This window comes from Haladaptatus salinisoli (genome assembly GCF_020614375.1).
GTDB lineage: Archaea > Halobacteriota > Halobacteria > Halobacteriales > Haladaptataceae > Haladaptatus > Haladaptatus salinisoli.
The window spans coordinates 2,709,596-2,725,613 of record NZ_CP085327.1 but is presented as its reverse complement, the minus strand read 5'-3'; the positions used below and the strand labels follow the sequence as shown (position 1 = coordinate 2,725,613).

Annotated in this window: 15 protein-coding genes; 9 read left to right on the top strand and 6 right to left on the bottom strand. The window is 65.7% G+C overall.

What is annotated here, in order from left to right; all coding sequences use genetic code 11:
- From LIX00_RS14965 to LIX00_RS14945, 5 genes are all read left to right on the top strand, one after another.
- The gene (locus LIX00_RS14965; protein WP_227353992.1) at positions 1-981 is read left to right on the top strand and encodes a carbohydrate ABC transporter permease; all 981 of its coding nucleotides are present in this window, start codon (positions 1-3) and stop codon (positions 979-981) included.
- Positions 982-1,914, top strand: a complete 933-nt coding sequence (locus LIX00_RS14960) for a carbohydrate ABC transporter permease (RefSeq protein ID WP_227353991.1) — start codon at positions 982-984, stop codon at positions 1,912-1,914.
- A gap of 6 nt (positions 1,915-1,920) precedes the next feature.
- Complete coding sequence (locus tag LIX00_RS14955; protein ID WP_227353990.1) at positions 1,921-3,108, top strand: ABC transporter ATP-binding protein; 1,188 nt, start codon at positions 1,921-1,923, stop codon at positions 3,106-3,108.
- Position 3,109: 1 nt separating this feature from the next.
- The gene (locus LIX00_RS14950) at positions 3,110-3,313 is read left to right on the top strand and encodes a DUF8005 family protein (RefSeq protein WP_227353989.1); all 204 of its coding nucleotides are present in this window, start codon (positions 3,110-3,112) and stop codon (positions 3,311-3,313) included.
- Positions 3,314-3,441: 128 nt separating this feature from the next.
- On the top strand, positions 3,442-4,509 hold the full coding sequence (locus LIX00_RS14945) for a Gfo/Idh/MocA family protein (RefSeq protein ID WP_227353988.1): 1,068 nt from the start codon (positions 3,442-3,444) through the stop codon (positions 4,507-4,509).
- Here LIX00_RS14945 and LIX00_RS14940 read toward each other — a convergent pair.
- Positions 4,501-5,508: a DUF2332 domain-containing protein gene (locus LIX00_RS14940; protein WP_227353987.1), complete on the bottom strand. Its 1,008-nt coding sequence runs from the start codon at positions 5,506-5,508 to the stop codon at positions 4,501-4,503. The two genes, LIX00_RS14945 and LIX00_RS14940, sit on opposite strands and share 9 nt — an antisense overlap.
- A gap of 107 nt (positions 5,509-5,615) precedes the next feature.
- Here LIX00_RS14940 and LIX00_RS14935 point away from each other — a divergent pair, with 107 nt between their 5' ends.
- The gene (locus LIX00_RS14935) at positions 5,616-6,587 is read left to right on the top strand and encodes a sugar phosphate isomerase/epimerase family protein (RefSeq protein ID WP_227353986.1); all 972 of its coding nucleotides are present in this window, start codon (positions 5,616-5,618) and stop codon (positions 6,585-6,587) included.
- A gap of 7 nt (positions 6,588-6,594) precedes the next feature.
- Here LIX00_RS14935 and LIX00_RS14930 read toward each other — a convergent pair whose 3' ends face one another.
- Positions 6,595-7,026 (bottom strand): NUDIX hydrolase, encoded by a 432-nt coding sequence (locus LIX00_RS14930; protein ID WP_227353985.1) that lies wholly within the window; start codon positions 7,024-7,026, stop codon positions 6,595-6,597.
- Positions 7,027-7,303: 277 nt separating this feature from the next.
- On the opposite strand from LIX00_RS14930, the gene LIX00_RS14925 reads away from it, so the two are divergent.
- A complete protein-coding gene (locus LIX00_RS14925) occupies positions 7,304-8,404 on the top strand; it encodes a Gfo/Idh/MocA family protein (protein WP_227353984.1) in 1,101 nt (366 codons plus the stop codon).
- A gap of 22 nt (positions 8,405-8,426) precedes the next feature.
- Here LIX00_RS14925 and LIX00_RS14920 read toward each other — a convergent pair whose 3' ends face one another.
- On the bottom strand, positions 8,427-9,278 hold the full coding sequence (locus LIX00_RS14920) for an eIF2B alpha/beta/delta subunit family protein (RefSeq protein WP_227353983.1): 852 nt from the start codon (positions 9,276-9,278) through the stop codon (positions 8,427-8,429).
- A 129-nt stretch (positions 9,279-9,407) separates the two neighbouring features.
- Between LIX00_RS14920 and LIX00_RS14915 the strand changes: the two genes are divergently transcribed.
- Entirely contained in the window at positions 9,408-12,992 is a 3,585-nt protein-coding gene (locus LIX00_RS14915) for an Eco57I restriction-modification methylase domain-containing protein (RefSeq protein ID WP_227353982.1), read from the top strand.
- A gap of 118 nt (positions 12,993-13,110) precedes the next feature.
- The gene (locus LIX00_RS14910; protein WP_227353981.1) at positions 13,111-13,416 is read left to right on the top strand and encodes a DUF7969 family protein; all 306 of its coding nucleotides are present in this window, start codon (positions 13,111-13,113) and stop codon (positions 13,414-13,416) included.
- Between the two features lie 16 nt (positions 13,417-13,432).
- Here LIX00_RS14910 and LIX00_RS14905 read toward each other — a convergent pair whose 3' ends face one another.
- The 3 genes from LIX00_RS14905 to LIX00_RS14895 form a co-directional block, all read right to left on the bottom strand.
- The gene (locus LIX00_RS14905; RefSeq protein ID WP_227353980.1) at positions 13,433-13,972 is read right to left on the bottom strand and encodes a hypothetical protein; all 540 of its coding nucleotides are present in this window, start codon (positions 13,970-13,972) and stop codon (positions 13,433-13,435) included.
- Positions 13,973-14,030: 58 nt separating this feature from the next.
- Positions 14,031-15,488 carry an RtcB family protein gene (locus LIX00_RS14900; RefSeq protein WP_227353979.1) on the bottom strand — a complete coding sequence of 486 codons (1,458 nt, stop codon included), beginning with the start codon at positions 15,486-15,488 and terminating at the stop codon, positions 14,031-14,033.
- Positions 15,489-15,557: 69 nt separating this feature from the next.
- Entirely contained in the window at positions 15,558-15,998 is a 441-nt protein-coding gene (locus LIX00_RS14895) for an archease (protein WP_227353978.1), read from the bottom strand.
- Between the last annotated feature and the right edge of the window lie 20 nt (positions 15,999-16,018).

The window sequence follows — 16,018 nt, the reverse complement described above, 5'->3', positions numbered from 1 at the left end:
ATGTCAACAGAACAATCACGCAGGGAAGAGCCGAAATCCGGGGCGTACGCCGGCACCGTCCGGTGGATCGAGAACTTGAGCGAGACGCAGTTCGCCTACCTGTTGTTGTTGCCGGCGCTGTTGCTGCTCAGCGTCATCGCCTTCTGGCCGCTCATCAGCACGTTCGAGATGTCGCTCCGCGCCGACAGCCTCCGCGGCGCGTCGCAGGTCGGCGGGTACGTCGGGTTACAGAACTACGTCGCGCTCCTGACGGGGAAGCTGGACACGGTGGCGCTCCCGCAACCGTTCATGGACTTCAGCCAACCGTTCAAGAGCGCGCTCACCGTGACGTTCATCTTCACGATCGTCAGCGTCGCCATCGAGACGGTCATCGGGTTCGGGCAGGCGCTCGTGCTCGACCAGGATTTCCGGGGGCGACGCTGGGTGCGCGTCGCCATCATCATCCCGTGGGCGGTGCCCATCGTCATCCAGGGCATGATCTTCTACCTGATGTTCCAGCCCGGCATCGGCTTCGGAGCGCAACTCACGGAGATGATAGGGCTGACGAGCACGCCGCTGGTCAGCAGCAGTTCCGCGCTCGGCATCATCGTCATCGCCGACGTGTGGAAGACGACGGCGTTCATGGCCCTGCTCATCCTCGCGGGGCTCCAGAGCATCGACCGGAGCCTCTACGACGTGGCGAAGGTCGCGGGCGCGTCGAAGTGGCAGCAGTTCAAGATGATCACCCTTCCGCTCGTGTTCCCGACGGTGATGGTCGCCATGCTCTTTCGAACCATCGCGGCGATGCGAATCTTCGGTCTCATCGAGACGATGTCGAGTTGTACCACGGTGCCGTCGCTGTCCTGTCTGGTCGTCACGACGTTCAGCACCCGCCGGTACGGGACGGCGGCGGCAGTCGCGTTCGTCACGGCGGCCATCATCGGAATCGTGGTGACGGTGTACATCGTGAAGTTCCGCGACAGCGCACAGGGGGGATTCTAGATGGCGCAGGCTGACCAGACGGCGGGGTCCGAAACTCAGGGCGGGCCGTTCCAGCGCTGGGTAAAGGGATCGATACAGAATCCCGAACGGACCTATCAAGCGATGTTCTACGTGGTGACCATCTTCTTCCTGTTCACCACGCTGTTCCCGTTCTACTGGCTGTTGGTGTTGGCGTTGACCCCCCGACAGGCCATCTCGAACATCTGGTTCCTCCCGAAAGGGTTCAACCCCGGGGCGTTCGTGAGCATCTTCGAACAGTTGCCGTTCCACATCTACATGTTCAACAGCTTCGTGCTGGCGCTCATCACCACGGCCATCGTGTTGATACTCGCCAGCCTCGCGGGGTACGTCTTCGGACGGCTGAGCTTCCCCGGGAAGGGGGCGTTGATGCTGCTCATCCTCGCCATCTCGTACTTCCCGCCGGCGGCGTTCCTGCTCCCGCTGTTCCGGTTGTTCACCGGGAACGTGGAGATACTCGGCATCAGTAGTCCGATGCTGTACAACACGCCGGGCGCGATGGTGTTACCGTTTAGCGCGCTGTTCATGCCGCTGTCGATATTCATCCTCACGACGTTCTACGGCCAGATTCCGGACGGCCTGGAGGACGCCGCACGCATCGAGGGAACGACGCGGCTGGGCGCGCTGTTCCGGGTCATCATCCCGCTGTCCGCGCCCGGCGTGGCGACGGCGGGAGTGCTAACGTTTATCTCGGTGTACAACGAGTTCTTCTTCTCGTTCCTGATGACGAACGGGAAGCCGTCGAACTGGGCCCCGCTGCTGTGGGGGATACTGGGCTACCAGGGTCAGTACGCACAGTTCTACAACCTGATGGCGGCGGCGAGCATCGTGGGCGTCCTGCCCATCGCCATCCTCGTCGTTGTGGCACAGGAAAAGATCGTCAGCGGTCTCACCGCTGGTGCGCTGAAGGAGTGATACAAAATGGGTGAAGTCAACTTAGAACACGTTTCGAAGCGGTATCAGGACGTAACGGCAGTCGACGACATGAACCTGAGCATCAGGGACGGCGAGTTCGTCACGCTCGTCGGCCCCTCGGGGTGCGGGAAGTCCACGACGCTCGAAACCGTCGCGGGACTGACGACGCCGACGGAGGGGACGATAACGATCGCCGACAGGGAGGTGACCAACCTCCCGCCGAAGGACCGCGGGATAGCGATGGTGTTCCAGAACATCGCGCTGTTCCCGCACATGGACGTGTACGACAACATCAGCTTCGGGTTGCGGCTCCGCGATTACGACAAGAACGAGATCGACCGCCGCGTCGAGCGCGCGGCCGAAATCGTCCAGCTCGAAGGGATGATGGAACGGATGCCGGACGAACTGTCGGGCGGCCAGCGCCAGCGCGTCGCCATCGCCCGCGCCATCGTGCGCGAACCCGACGTGTTCCTGATGGACGAGCCGCTGGCGAACCTCGACGCGAAACTGCGCGTCCACATGCGCACCGAACTCCAGCGACTCCACAAGGAACTCGACGCGACCATCGTCTACGTCACGCACGACCAGGCGGAAGCGATGACGATGTCCGACCGCATCGCGGTCATCAATCAGGGCGAACTCCAGCAGTTCGCCCCGCCGCTCGAGTGCTACAACGAGCCGACGAACCTGTTCGTCGCGGGGTTCATCGGGTCGCCGAGCATGAACTTCGTGCGGGGCACCGTCGATTCGAACGGGCTGGAGACGCCGGACTACCACGTCGAATTCGACCCCGGCCAACTCGACGGGGTCGCGGTCGGCGACGAGGTGACGCTCGGCGTCCGCCCCGAGGACGTGTATCTCGTCCAAGACGCCGACAACGTTGCGAACCCGACGCAGCAGATCAGCGCCCGAACGGACGTGCTCGAACCGATGGGCGACGAAATCTTCGTCTACATCCTCACCGGCGAAGGCGAGACGGCTGGGATGGAGGCGGAGTCGGATGATACGCACCAACTGCTGATGAGCGTCAACCCCGACAAGGACATCGACGTCGACGAGGAGGTGGACGTCGTGCTCGACAGGGAGCGCGTCCACCTCTTCAACACCCAAACCGGCGAGGCCATCGCCCACGGGCTCGAGTTCGCGCCGGTCGAGGCGGAGACGACGGGCACCGAAGCGGAGGGGGACGACTGAGATGCCGACGGAACTCGGTTGGTTCTACTTCGGCGCGGGGACGCTCCTGTTTTTCTTCTGGGCGTACGGTATCGTCTCGTTCGCCCTCGACCTGAAGAACAAGATACTCCCCGGCGTCCGAACGCTGCTCGCGAATCGACGCGCCCGAAAGGCGGAGGAGAAGCGCGAGCGCGAACGCGAGGAAAAAGAACAACAGTTGTACTGACGTGACCCCCCGCGACCTTCCGAGTTCCGTTCGCCCCCGTTCGGGTAGCCGAACCAGAAATACCAGCTGTGTGCAGCACGACGACCGAAGGGAAAAGAATAACACCGTCTCACAGGTGAGGCGTAACTATGAGCGCCAGTGAGCCGGTTCGAGTTGGGTTCGTCGGTCTCGGAAATATTGGACACTATCACGCCGACAGAATCACCGATTTGCGCCACGAGATCGTCGGCGGGGTCGATATCAACCCCGACGCGCGTGCGCGGTTTGCCGAGAAGTACGACACCCGTTCGTTCGAGAGCTACGAGGAACTCTACGAATCCGACATCGACTGCGTCATCGTCACGACGCCGAACAAGTTCCACGAGGAGTACGCCATCTCCGCCCTCAACGCCGGACTCGACGTACTGCTCGAGAAGCCGCTCGCGCACACGTTGGAGAGCGCGGAGCGAATCGCGGAGGCGGCGCGAAACTCCGACGGGTTCTGCATGGTCGGGTTCCACAACCGCTTCCGGAATCCGGTCGAGGTCATCAAGGGGTACCAGGACGAGGGGCGCTTCGGCAAGACGCGCCACGTCGAGGCGAACTACATCCGCCGCCGCGGCATTCCCGGCAGGGGGTCGTGGTTCACCAACCGCGACGTGGCCGGCGGCGGCGCGCTCATCGATATCGGCGTCCACGCCATCGACCTCGCGCTCCACCTCCACGACTTCCCCGACGTGGTGGAAGTGTGCGGCGAAGTTCGGTCGCAGTTCGGGGGGCGAGAGGACTACACCTACCTCGAGATGTGGGGCGAGGACACGAAGTCCGGCGCCTTCACGGTTGACGACTCCGTGAGCGCGTTCATCCGTTGTGCCGGGGGGAAAACCATCTCGCTCGAAGTCGCGTGGGCGGCGAACCGCTCGTCGAACGAGAAGTACTACGTCCGCGGGACGGACGCCGGAGCGAGCTTCGACAAGCACGACGACTCGCTCACCCTCTACGAGACGGACATGGTCGGCGCGGACCACTTCTCCGACACCAGCATCCGTACCCGGCAGGAAGACGCCCACAAGGCCGAACAGCGCGTGTTCTTCGAGGCGGTCCGGGAGGGTATCGCGCCGAACCTGAACACCATCGAACAGGCGCTCTCCGTCCAGCGCGTCATCGACGCCATCTATCGCTCCGCGGAACAGGGTGCGGCGGTGCAGCTACAGTAACCACCGGAGCCATTTTCCGTGCTGTTCGTAGGCCGCGAGTCGCCGATACGCTTCGCCGTCGAACCACCGCAGCGTGAGCGCGTTGTCCCACTCCGCCGCGGTCTCGTGCCCCGAGAGCCAGTGGAGCGTCCGTCGCTCCGCCGCCGCCTCGATGTGCGCGCTGAGACGCTCCTGCGCCGACTCCGGCAACTGGTAGCGCATCTGCGTGTCGAAGACGCAGACCGGGACGTCGTCCGGAATCTCCCGTAACACGGCCGGGAGCGACTCCACGGCGTCCCCCCGCCGAAGGTCGGGCGGGTGACGCCGTGCGACCTCGACGGCCCCCGCGAGCAGCCGGTGGCGGTCCCGGTGTTCCGGCCAGACCAGCGCGCGAAGCCACAGCACGTCCGCCTCGTCGCGCACGTCGAGCGGGTTCAGGTCGACGCCGACGCGGGAGACGACCGGGGGAAACTCGTCCGGAAGCGGGGGCGATCCGCCGCGAATCTCCGAGTCGAGCGCGAACTCGGCGGTTCCGTACCGACCCGCGTCGCCGTAGTCGTAGGCGTAGCGGTTCCAACTGAGGTTGAGCCCCGCGCTCGGGCCGAGTTCGACCAGCGCGAGGGGTTCGCCGCCGACTTCGCGGGAGACGCGCGAGAACGCCGGGAAGAGCGCCGTACAGCGACGAACCGCGTTCGTCTGGGTTCGTCGGGTGCGAAGCAGGGGTCGAAGTTCCGCTTCGCGTTCGAGGCAGAAGTCGCGGAACGCGGGAAACGGGTCGCCCTCGGCGGGGTCGTCGGTGACGCTCGGGTAGTGGTCGGCCAGCGGGTGGTCGGCGCCCGCGAGGAGCCGCGAGTGGACGGCGGCCAGCAGGACGTGCGGCGGAGAACGCTCCCTCGGAACGTCCTCGGCGAGCGAGAGCAGGTCGGCGTCGGACGCGACGCCTCGGGAGATGCGCTCGTAGAGCGGCGACGTGTCCTCACACCACTCGGCGAAGCTCTCGAACCGCGCGGAGAGATTCATGTCCTCGGGTGAGATTTCGGACGGCGTAAACGTTGCCGAACGAACTTCGGGATGGCGTAAAATCCGGTGCCGAAATTTTATTCCCGAATGCAGTAATCGTTCCCGGTATGGACATCGGAGTTCTCACGGTTCCGCTCGGTGACGAATCGCTCGACGACGCCCTCGCCTATCTCGACGGCATCGGCGTCGACGCGGTCGAAATCGGCTGCGGCGGCCACCCCGGTCAAGACCACCTGCCGCGAGAGGAGTACCTCGACGACGACGACGCCCAGAGCGACCTCCACTCCCTGTTGGACGAACACGACATGTGGATAAGCGCGCTGGCGACCCACAACAACCCGATTCATCCTGACGAGGAGAAAGCCGAGGAGGCGGACACCGACCTCCGCGAGGCGATTCGACTGGCCGACCAGCTCGACGTGGACGCCGTCACGTGTTTCTCGGGCCTGCCCGCCGGCGGCCCGAACGACGAGGTTCCGAACTGGGTCACGGCCCCGTGGCCGGGCGACCACGCCGACGCGCTGGAGTACCAGTGGGAGGAGGTCGCCATCCCGTACTGGCGCGACATCGCGGAGCACGCCGCCGACCACGGCGTGGACGTCGCCATCGAGATGCACCCGAACATGCTCATCCACGAACCCGCCGGACTGCTCGAACTGCGGAACGCGACCAACGAGCGCATCGGCGCGAACTTCGACCCCAGCCACCTCTACTGGCAGGGCATCGACGTGACCGAGGCCATCCGCTTCCTCGGCGAACACGACGCCATCCACCACTTCCACGCGAAGGACACGAAGGTGTACGAGTCGCAGGCCCGCTACAAGGGCGTGCTCGACACGACCCCCTACACCGAGGAGGCCAACCGCTCGTGGCTGTTCCGCTCCGTCGGCTACGGCCACGGCGAGGAGCACTGGAAGGACGTCGTCAGCGCGCTCCGGATGATCGAGTACGACGGCGCGCTCTCCATCGAACACGAGGACTCGCTGACGAGTTCGCGCGAGGGGCTGGAGAAGGCGGTCGAACTGTTGGAGCGCGCCGTGTTCCGGACGAGCCCCGGCGAAGCGTACTGGGCCGAGTAGTCGACGCCTAGATATCCGAAAGCAGCGATTCGGGATACAGCGTCTCGCCCGCGACGGCGAAATCCGACGGGGATTTCCACAGGCACTCGAACTCCTCGTCGAACTCGGGTTCGTAGCCCGGAAACGAATCCCGCTCGTACGGCCACGATTCCGCGATGTCGGCCTCGTAGACCCGCCAGACCTCGTGCGCCCGCCGGCCGTCGAAGGTGAACACCCCCTCGTACGTTTCGAAGGGCGAGACGTTCGCCAGCGAGACGCCGAGTTCCTCCTCGAACTCCCGGTGCAGGGCGTCTTCGCTGTGCTCGCCGAACTCGACGCCCCCGCCGAGGAGGTAGTGGAAGCGCTCGCCTTCGGCCGGGTCCCGGTCCCGCGCGACGAGAATTTCGTCGCCGCGGCGAACCAGACCGCGGGCGGAGACGCGGATGCGATTTTCGGACATGGGGTCCCGAAGACGCGTTTCTGTCGGATGAGGTATCGAATCCCCCGTGACCGTCCGGAAAATCCCCGCGCTCTCGACTTCCGCCCCGCGACCGTCGGACGCTGCGACCGGACGAACGCCCGGGGGCTTTCGAGGCCACCGCCGCCCCGGTACCCGCAACGCTCGCGCCGAGAGCGACCGGGGACGTCCGGAGCGAGCACACCGCCCCGCGAGGGGAATTCCGACGCGGGGTCGCTAGCCATCAAACACTAAGCCCTCTCACGAAGAACGCCAAACCATGACGTTGAAAGTCGGCGTTCTCGGCTATCGATTCATGGGCAAGGCCCACGCGAACGCGATGGCGCGCCTGCCGATGTTCTTCCCCGACGCGCCGGACGTGGAGCGCCACGTCCTCGTCGGGCGGGACGAATCCGCGCTCGAAGACGCGGCGGACCGCCTCGGGTTCGCCGAGACGAGCACGGACTGGGAGGAGGTCGTAGGCGACGTGGACGCGTTCTATAACCTCGGGCCGAACTTCGTCCACGCCGAACCCTCCGTCGCCGCCCTCGACGCGGGGATTCCGGTGCTCTGCGAGAAGCCACTCGCGGCCACGCTGGACGACGCGGAGCGCATGGCCGACGCCGCGGAATCGGCCGGCGTGCCGACCGCGACCGCGTTCAACTACCGGTTCATCCCGGCCATCCGGTACGCCAAGGGACTCATCGACGACGGCACCCTCGGCGAGATACGCCACTTCCGCGGGCGCTACCTGCAGGACTGGCTGGTCGACCCCGACGCGCCGTGGTCGTGGCGCAACGACGAGGAACTGGCGGGCAGCGGCGCGCTCGGCGACCTCGGCGCGCACACCGTCGACCTCGCGCGCTTCCTCGTCGGCGACGTGGAGCGCGTCTCCGGCCACCTCGAAACCTTCGTGGACGAGCGCCCGGTTCCCGGCGAGGACGAGACCCGCCCGGTCACGGTGGACGACGCCTACTCCGCGCAGGCCGAGTTGGAGGGGGGCGTGATGGGAACCTTCGAAGCCTCGCGGTTCGCAACGGGGCACAAGAACGACCACACCATCGAGATTCACGGCTCCGAGGGAAGTCTCAAGTTCTCCCTCGAACGCCTCAACGAACTCGAAGTCCTCCGGGGCGACGACCGGGGCTACGAGACGGTGCTCGTGACCGACGAGTCGGACCCCTACATCGAGCACTGGTGGCCGCCGGGTCACGTCATCGGCTGGGAGCACACCTTCGTCCACGAGAACTACGAGTTCCTCTCGGCGGTCGATTCCGGCGAGGAGTACCACCCGAACTTCGCGGACGGGTTGGCGGTGCAGAAGGTGTTGGACGCCATCGAGCGGAGCGACGAGCGCGGGGAGTGGGTCGGGGTGGAGTAGTCCGAGTAAGGAAGTCGAGCGTTCAGTACTCCCACGTCCCCTCGTCCGTCACGACGGAATCGAGGAGACGGGTCGGCGTCGCGTCGTAGGCAGGATTCGCCACCGAGAAGCCCTCCGCCGGCTCTCGAATCACCTCGCTCCCCGAGCGGAAATCGTTCTCGAAGCGGAACGCTTCGCCGACGATCTTCGCGCTGGAAGCGATGGTCGTCACGGGAACGCCCACCTCGTTCGCGGTGGCGACGAGGGGGAACGTCCCGACGCGGTTGTAGAGCGTCTCGTCCACGATGCAGTCCATGCCGGTGAACACGCGGTCGCACTCCGGCAGGTAGTGTCCCGAGGCGCTGTCCACGACGAGGGTCACGTCCACCTGGTCGATTTCGCCGAGCACGCGGGCGGTTTTGCGCCCGAGGTAGCGCGGGCGGGCCTCCAACACGTACGCGTCGAGGTACGCGCCCTCCGCGACGGCCTGTTCGACCGCCTCCAGCACGGTCGACGAGTAGTCGTGGGTCATGAACGTCAGGCCGTCCTCGAACAGCGGGGCGGCGTTCTCGGCGGCGCGGCGCTTGGCGGTCACGACCTGTTCGACGACGCTGTCGATGGCCTCCTCCGTGTTCCGTTTGGCCGCTTCGACGGACTCGTTTTCCGCGTCGGTGACCATCGTGACGATGGCTCGCTGGGTCGTGACGAGCGAGGCGTGGGAGGGGTTCGCCCGCCGGAGGGCGTTGCTGTTGTGTTCGAGCGCGCGCTCGAACTCCTCGACCGTCTCGAACTCGCGGGTCAGGAGGTCTTCCAGCGCCTGCGCGGCCTTGACCGCGACGGTCGAGGAGCTGTGCGTCTGCATCTCCTGTATCTCCTCGACAGTCTCGTCTATCATGCGCTAACGGAGTTCGTCGGGATACAAGATTGTTCTGGGTTTCCGATTCGGACGGTTCGCGGGCGGGGTCCGCCCGACACCCCTCGGGGGGTAGTTATTTTGAATCGGCACCCGTAACCTGGATGGACAATGACCGACGCCGCGGCGGCTTACGACCGCGCTTTCCTCGAGGAGAAGGGATACTTCTCGCGGGAAGGCTCCGACTCGACCGCGGTCGACGGCGAATCGATTCCGTTCGCCGTCGACCCCCGAAGTCGTCTCGCCTACTTCGAGGACGTCGACCCGGAGACGCATTCGGACGTGGTGAAAGAGCTGCGGCGCACTCGGAACTTCGAGTACTACTGGTTCTGGAACGCGGACGACGCGCGCGTCGCCGTCTATCGAACGCACGGCGAGAACAGGTCGTTCGTTTTCGACCGGTCGCTCGCCCGGTCGGACGACGCGATATCGCACGACCGGTCGAAACTCCAAACCGTCGACGCCGGACTCGACGACCTGTTCGACATCCGGGCGGTCGTCGACCGATTCTACCGCCGTCTCTGGGACGTCCGCCTCGACTTGGCGCGCGCGTACGACGCCCCGACCGGCGACGAAGTGTCCGACCGGGAGAAACTGCTGGCGGCGCAACGGACCATCGACCGCCTCGTCTTCAGTTACTTTCTCGTCGAGAAGAACGTCATCCACGCGATAGACGACGCGAACCGACGGACGGAGTTGGATGCCGAGGAGACGTTCCTCCGACTGGAGGAGTCCACCGAGTTCGGCGATTTTCTGAACGACGTGTTCTTCGAGTATCTCAACAGCGAGGATGTGAACGAGTACCCCGTCACTGACTCCGTCTCCGTCTTCGTTCCGTACCTGAACGGCGGGTTGTTCCGCGAACGACGGATACCGACGACAGACGGGACCGTCTCCGAGCGCGATTTGGACGCGACCGGCTTCGACTGGCGTCGCTTGGTCGACGAACTCAACGGTTACGACTGGCTCGTCGACGACTACCCGGACGCGGGAGACGAGGGGAGTGCGGTCGTTGCGACCGGCGGTCGAAGCTCCGCGAACAAGCTCTCTCCGGCGGTCCTGGGTCACATGTACGAGAAGTTCGTCATCACGATCAGCGAACTCTCGGACGCAGAGCGGATGACGCTCGACGAGTTGGACGAACTCGACATCACGGACGACGGCGAGCAACTGCTGCGGGGGAACAGGAGGGTCGGGGCGTACTACACGCCCGACTACGTCGCCACGGAGAACGCGAGGGAGGCGCTCTGGGCGCGCGTCACGAACCTCCTGGTGCGCGAGCACGGAATCGACGGGGAGACGTTTCCCGGGGCGGCGGAGTACTTCGAGCGAGCGTTGGATCCGGAGGCGGAGAATCCGGAAGGCGTCACGCTCGAACGGCTGGACGGCGTGCTGGCCGACCTGACCGTGCTCGACCCCAGCGTGGGGAGCGGTGCGTTCCTCCGGTCGGTCGGTGACGTTCTGGAGGACTGGCGAATCAAGTGCAGCCGGGACGCGACGCCGGACGAGTATCGAATCAGGCGGAGCATCGTCGAAAACGCGCTCCACGGCGTCGACCTGCTCGACGGCGCGACCGAAATCTGCGGGCTCCGACTGTGGCTGTGGCTCGTCAGCGCGACGACCGTCGACCCGACCGGTGAGAATCCGACGATCGAACCGCTTCCGAACGTCGATTTCAACGTCCGTCAGGGGAACAGCCTCATCGGCGCGGCGGGCGGGAACGTGCGCTCGCTCCTCGAGTCCGAGGAGTTCGACTGGATCGACGGCGAGCGAATCGAGTACGCCGAAGCGGTCGAGCGGTACCGGAGCGACGTCGCCGAGTACCGGCGAACGCACGGTGCCGCGGCCGAGGAAGTCCGCCGACGCCTGCTCGAAGAACGAGCGCTGCTGAACGAGAAGCTCACCGGCGCGTACGCGGAAAACCGCGACGTTCGCGTCGAGCAGGACGTCGCGAGCTTCGACGAGTACCTCGAAATCGCGGACGAAGTGGAGGGGCGCGTGAAGCTCAACCTCGATTTCGACGGCGCCATGGGGGACGAGGAACGCGACTTCGTATCCGAGCGCGGCTTCCGCGAACAGCGGAACTGGAAAACGACCGCGTACCACGAGGACGCCCGCGAGGCGAGTCCGTCCGCCCTCGAAGCGGTGTTCGAACTGATGGCGGACCGTGGAACCGTCAGCCTCGAACGTCCGCTCCTGAAGAGCGATATCGAGACGCTCGAACCGTTCCACTGGTCGTTCGAGTTTCCGGAATCGTACGCGCCGAGCGAGGGCGTCTACTTCGACGTCGTGATCGGCAATCCGCCGCACGGAAGCGCCCTCCGCGGCGCTCAGAAACGAATTCTGGAGGACGCCTACGACCTCATCAAGGGCGACCGCGAGGTGGCGAAGATGTTCACCGAGCGCGGCTGGGAGCTCACCGACGGAGAGTTGAGTTTCGTCGTCCCGAAGGCGGGGACGTACAGTTCGACGTGGCGGGACTACCGCGCGTTCTGCCGACCGAAGCTCGCTCGGGCGCTCGATTTGGGGACGGCGTTTCGAAACGTTCGGCACGAGCAAGCGACGATTCACCTGTCGCACGACGCGGTCGGCGCGGACAGCTACGAGTGCGGTGCGCTCCCGGAAGGCGAAACGTACCCGGACGACGTGGCGGACGCGAAAAAGCCGTTCGCCGACCGCCTCGGCACGATTCCGGTGAACGTGTCGCCGGCCGAGCGCGACGTCGCGGAGGAGCTGTGCGAATCGGCGTTGCCACGGTTCGGCGACTTCGACATCGACGTCGGCCGCGGAATCGGGCGTCGATACGCGACGGACGACCCGACCGAACCGATCGCGCTTCGAGGGAAGGAGGTACAGCGGTACTTCACGAAGCAGGCCTCCGATCGCGTGGACGAGAGCAACGTGACGGCGAGCGCTCGAACGCGGATGGCACGGCCGAAGGTGGTCGCCCAAAACCTGATCGCGCACGTTCGGAATCCGTACGACCACATCAAAATCGCCGCCGCGTACGACCCCTCCGATTCGTTCACCTTCGAGACCGTCACGAACATCGTCGTGAACGACGACGACGCGCCGTCGAACGCCGTGATGGCGCTACTGCTCAACTCGCCCATCGTGAACTGGTTCACGTACGTCCTCGTCTACAACCGGGCGATCCGCGACATGCACCTCGACGAACACTTCCTTCGAAGTCTCGTACTGCCGAACTCGATATCGGACGCGGAAACCGCCGCGCTGGAGACCCTTTACCATCTCCTCTCCATCACGCGGGTCCGTGCGAACGACGCCACCCGCGCGAACGCGACGGAGAGACGCGACGTCCTCGACAGCGTCGCGGCCGCCGCGTGCTACGAACTCTATCTCCGCGACTTGGACGGCGAACGAAAACTGGAGACGCGACTGGTGTCGCTGCTGACGGAGCGGCTGGCCGACGCCGGTATCGACTACGACGCCTGGTTCGCGAACCGCGTGAATCCGTCCGATTCGGCCGAACGCTCCGTCACGGGTCGAATCGAGGAACGCTCGCTGGCGCTCGCCGACGACATCGCGGCCGCCGCGAACGACACCGCCGCCGTCGCCGAGATGCGGCGGATCGCCGAGCACCCGTGGGTGCGCGTTATCGAACGGAACCGTCACCTCGGAGCGGACGGCGGCGACGCCGACCGGAACGGTATCCCGAACTTCGGAACGCGGTGACGATAGCTCCGTCCGGCGGTCGTTACGGGGCGTGAACGCCGACCCCCGAGCGTCGACGGCGGACCCGCGGACGGGACCCGACGAGCGGTTTACGTCCGCGGAGCACCAACGTTCGTCCATGACCGTTCCCGTCCGCTACCACTGCCCTCACTGCGGCGCTATCGCAACGTTGGAGCGCGACGCCCGTCTCGCCGACAAGTCGGTGACCGCCGACCCGCTGGACGGATGGGAGTACGCCAACGCCTACGACGAGTTCGAAGCGGCCGACGGCGTCGAAATCGTCTGCGGGGCCGCCGAGACCGACGGCGATGGCTGCGGCGAGTTGTACTACCTCAACTTCGTGAAGTTCGACCGCGGACAGGAACTCGACCCGCAGGTTCCGCTTCGGCCGGAGGACGCGCCGAACTTCGACTTTCGAACGTAGCGCACTCGCAGCGGACTCACCGTATCCGAAGGCGGAATCCCCACTCGTAGGTCTCGCCGTCGACGCCGTACCGGTCTTCGAACCGATACCGGCCCGGCGGGAAGCACGACTCGTTTCCCGAGTGATTCAACACCGACCACTCGATGCCCGTTCGCTCGCCGGGGACGAGCGTCCGGCGCTCGACCGCCCCCCAGCCGCCGGAACCGGTACTCCGCCAGCAGCCATCGCGCCTGTCGTTCGACTCCGTCTCGTACTCGAACACGAGTCTCGAACCGTCCGTCGCCGTGCTCACCGCATCGGCGAACGGACCGGGGTAACTGAACCGAAACGTCCGCGGTTCGTCGGCGGTGCATTCGAATCCGACTCGGAGGCGAGGCGGATGCTCCGGCGTCGCCGTCGAAACGAGTTCCGCGGAGAGCGTCGCCGGTAACCCGTCGGGCACCGGGTCGGTCTCGAGGGAAAGCCGCGCCCCGTCCGAGGCGATGTCGAGGACGCCGCCGAGACACCCGGCGGTGGCGCTCGCCGCGAGTGCGCCGAGCACCGCTCGTCGTTGCATACCTTCCGTTCGGCGCAGTAGTATCAAAAGATTCTGATTAGTAAAAAGGACGTTTGAGTTACCCCTTGATGTTGCACACCGGGTACGTCCGAGCCACCTTGTCGCCGATGCCGAGCGCGTCGGACACCGCCACGACTTCGTCCACGTCCTTGTAGACGCCCGGGGCTTCCTCCGCGACCGTCGCGCCGCTCTGGGCTTTGACGTAGATGTGCTCCTGTTGGAGTTCGTCCCGCACGTCGCCGCCCCAGTAGTCGTTTTTCGCCTGCGTCCGGCTCATGACGCGACCTGCGCCGTGGGCGGTCGAGCCGAAGCTGAGGTTCATCGACTCCTCGCCCCCGCGGAGGACGTAGCTTCCCGCGCCCATGCTTCCGGGGATGATGATGGGCTGGCCCACGTCGAGGTACGCGCCGGGCACCTCGGGATGGCCCGCCGGGAACGCCCTCGTCGCGCCCTTGCGGTGGACGTACAACTCGCGGTCGTCCCCGTCCACCGCGTGCGTCTCCTTCTTGGCGATGTTGTGCGCCACGTCGTACAGCAGTTCCATCTCCATCTCCCGCCACGACCGTCCGAACACGCGCTCGAACACCCGCCGCGTTCGGTGCATGACGAGTTGGCGGTTCACCCACGCGAAGTTGATGGCGGCCCCCATCGCCTGGTAGTAGTCGTCCGCGAGTTGGCTCCCGGCGGGCGCGGCGGCGAGTTCCTTGTCGGGGAGTTTCGACAGCAGTCCGGCGTGGGTCTTCTCGATCTTCCGCAGGTAGTCGGTGCAGACCTGGTGGCCCAGTCCGCGGCTCCCGCAGTGGATGAGCACGACTATCTGCTCTTCCGCCAGTCCGTACGCCTCCGCGACGTCCTCTCGAAACACGTCCGTCACGCGCTGGACTTCGAGGAAGTGGTTGCCGCTGCCGAGGCTGCCGATCTGGTTCTTTCCGCGGTCTTTCGCCTTCTGCGAGACCTTCGACGGGTCGCTCTCCTCCCGCACGCCCTCGTCCTCGCAGTGGGCGAGGTCGGCCTCGACGGCGTACCCCTCGTCCAGCGCCCACGCGACGCCCCTGTCGAGGATGTCTTCCACGGCGGCGACGTCGCCCTCGACGACGCCGCCCCCGCCGAGACCGGACGGGACGTTGGCGAAGAGGGCGTCCACCAGTTCTTCTTCCCGCCCCCGAAGGTCGTCGTAGGTGAGGTTCGTCCGCATCATCCTGACGCCGCAGTTGATGTCGTAGCCGACCGCCCCCGGGGAGATGCACCCCTCCTCGACGTCGATTCCGGCCACGCCGCCGACCGGAAAGCCGTACCCCTGGTGGCCGTCGGGCATGCAGAGCGCGTGCTTTTGCACGCCCGGCAAGTAGGTCGCGTTGCGCAACTGCTGGAGCGTCTTGTCGTCGGCTATCTGGTCGAGTAGTTTCTCGCTGGCGAACACCCGGGCGGGCGTCCCCATCCCGTCTTCTTGCGGAATCTCCCAGACGTACTCCCGAACCCGTTCGAGCGTGACGTCTCCGGCGGTGTACGTACTCATACGTGAACGTTCGGCGCGCACTCCGAAGACGTTTCGGAGTGGGGCGACGGTCGAAGGCGAGTGAGTGGTTTACACGTCGAAGACGACGTACGCCCGCCACCCGTTCGGTGTTTCCTCGATTTCCATCTCGGAGTATGTCACGGCCTTTATCTCCCGCGCGCCGAGGCCGGCGAGGGGAACGCCGCGGGCGCTCCCGGAGAGAACCCACTCGTCCTCCCGTTCGCCGCTCCCTCGCTCGTCGCCTCCCCCCTCGTCGATGCTCGCGACGTTATCCACGGGAAGCACCGCGCGAACGTCGCGCTGGTAGATGAGTTCGTCGAGGTAGTCGAAGAGGAGCGCCTCCCGCCCCTCGGCGCGCACCGCGAGATCGAATCGCTCGCCGTCGTCCGGAACGTCGTCGCACATCGCCGCGGCCATCCCGTCGGCGACGGCGGCGAAGACCGCGGCCAGCGAGTCGCCCGTGGCTTCGACCGCGACGTCGGCGGTGTGGTCGCGCAGCGCGAAGTTCATCGTCCGGTACTCACCCGCTA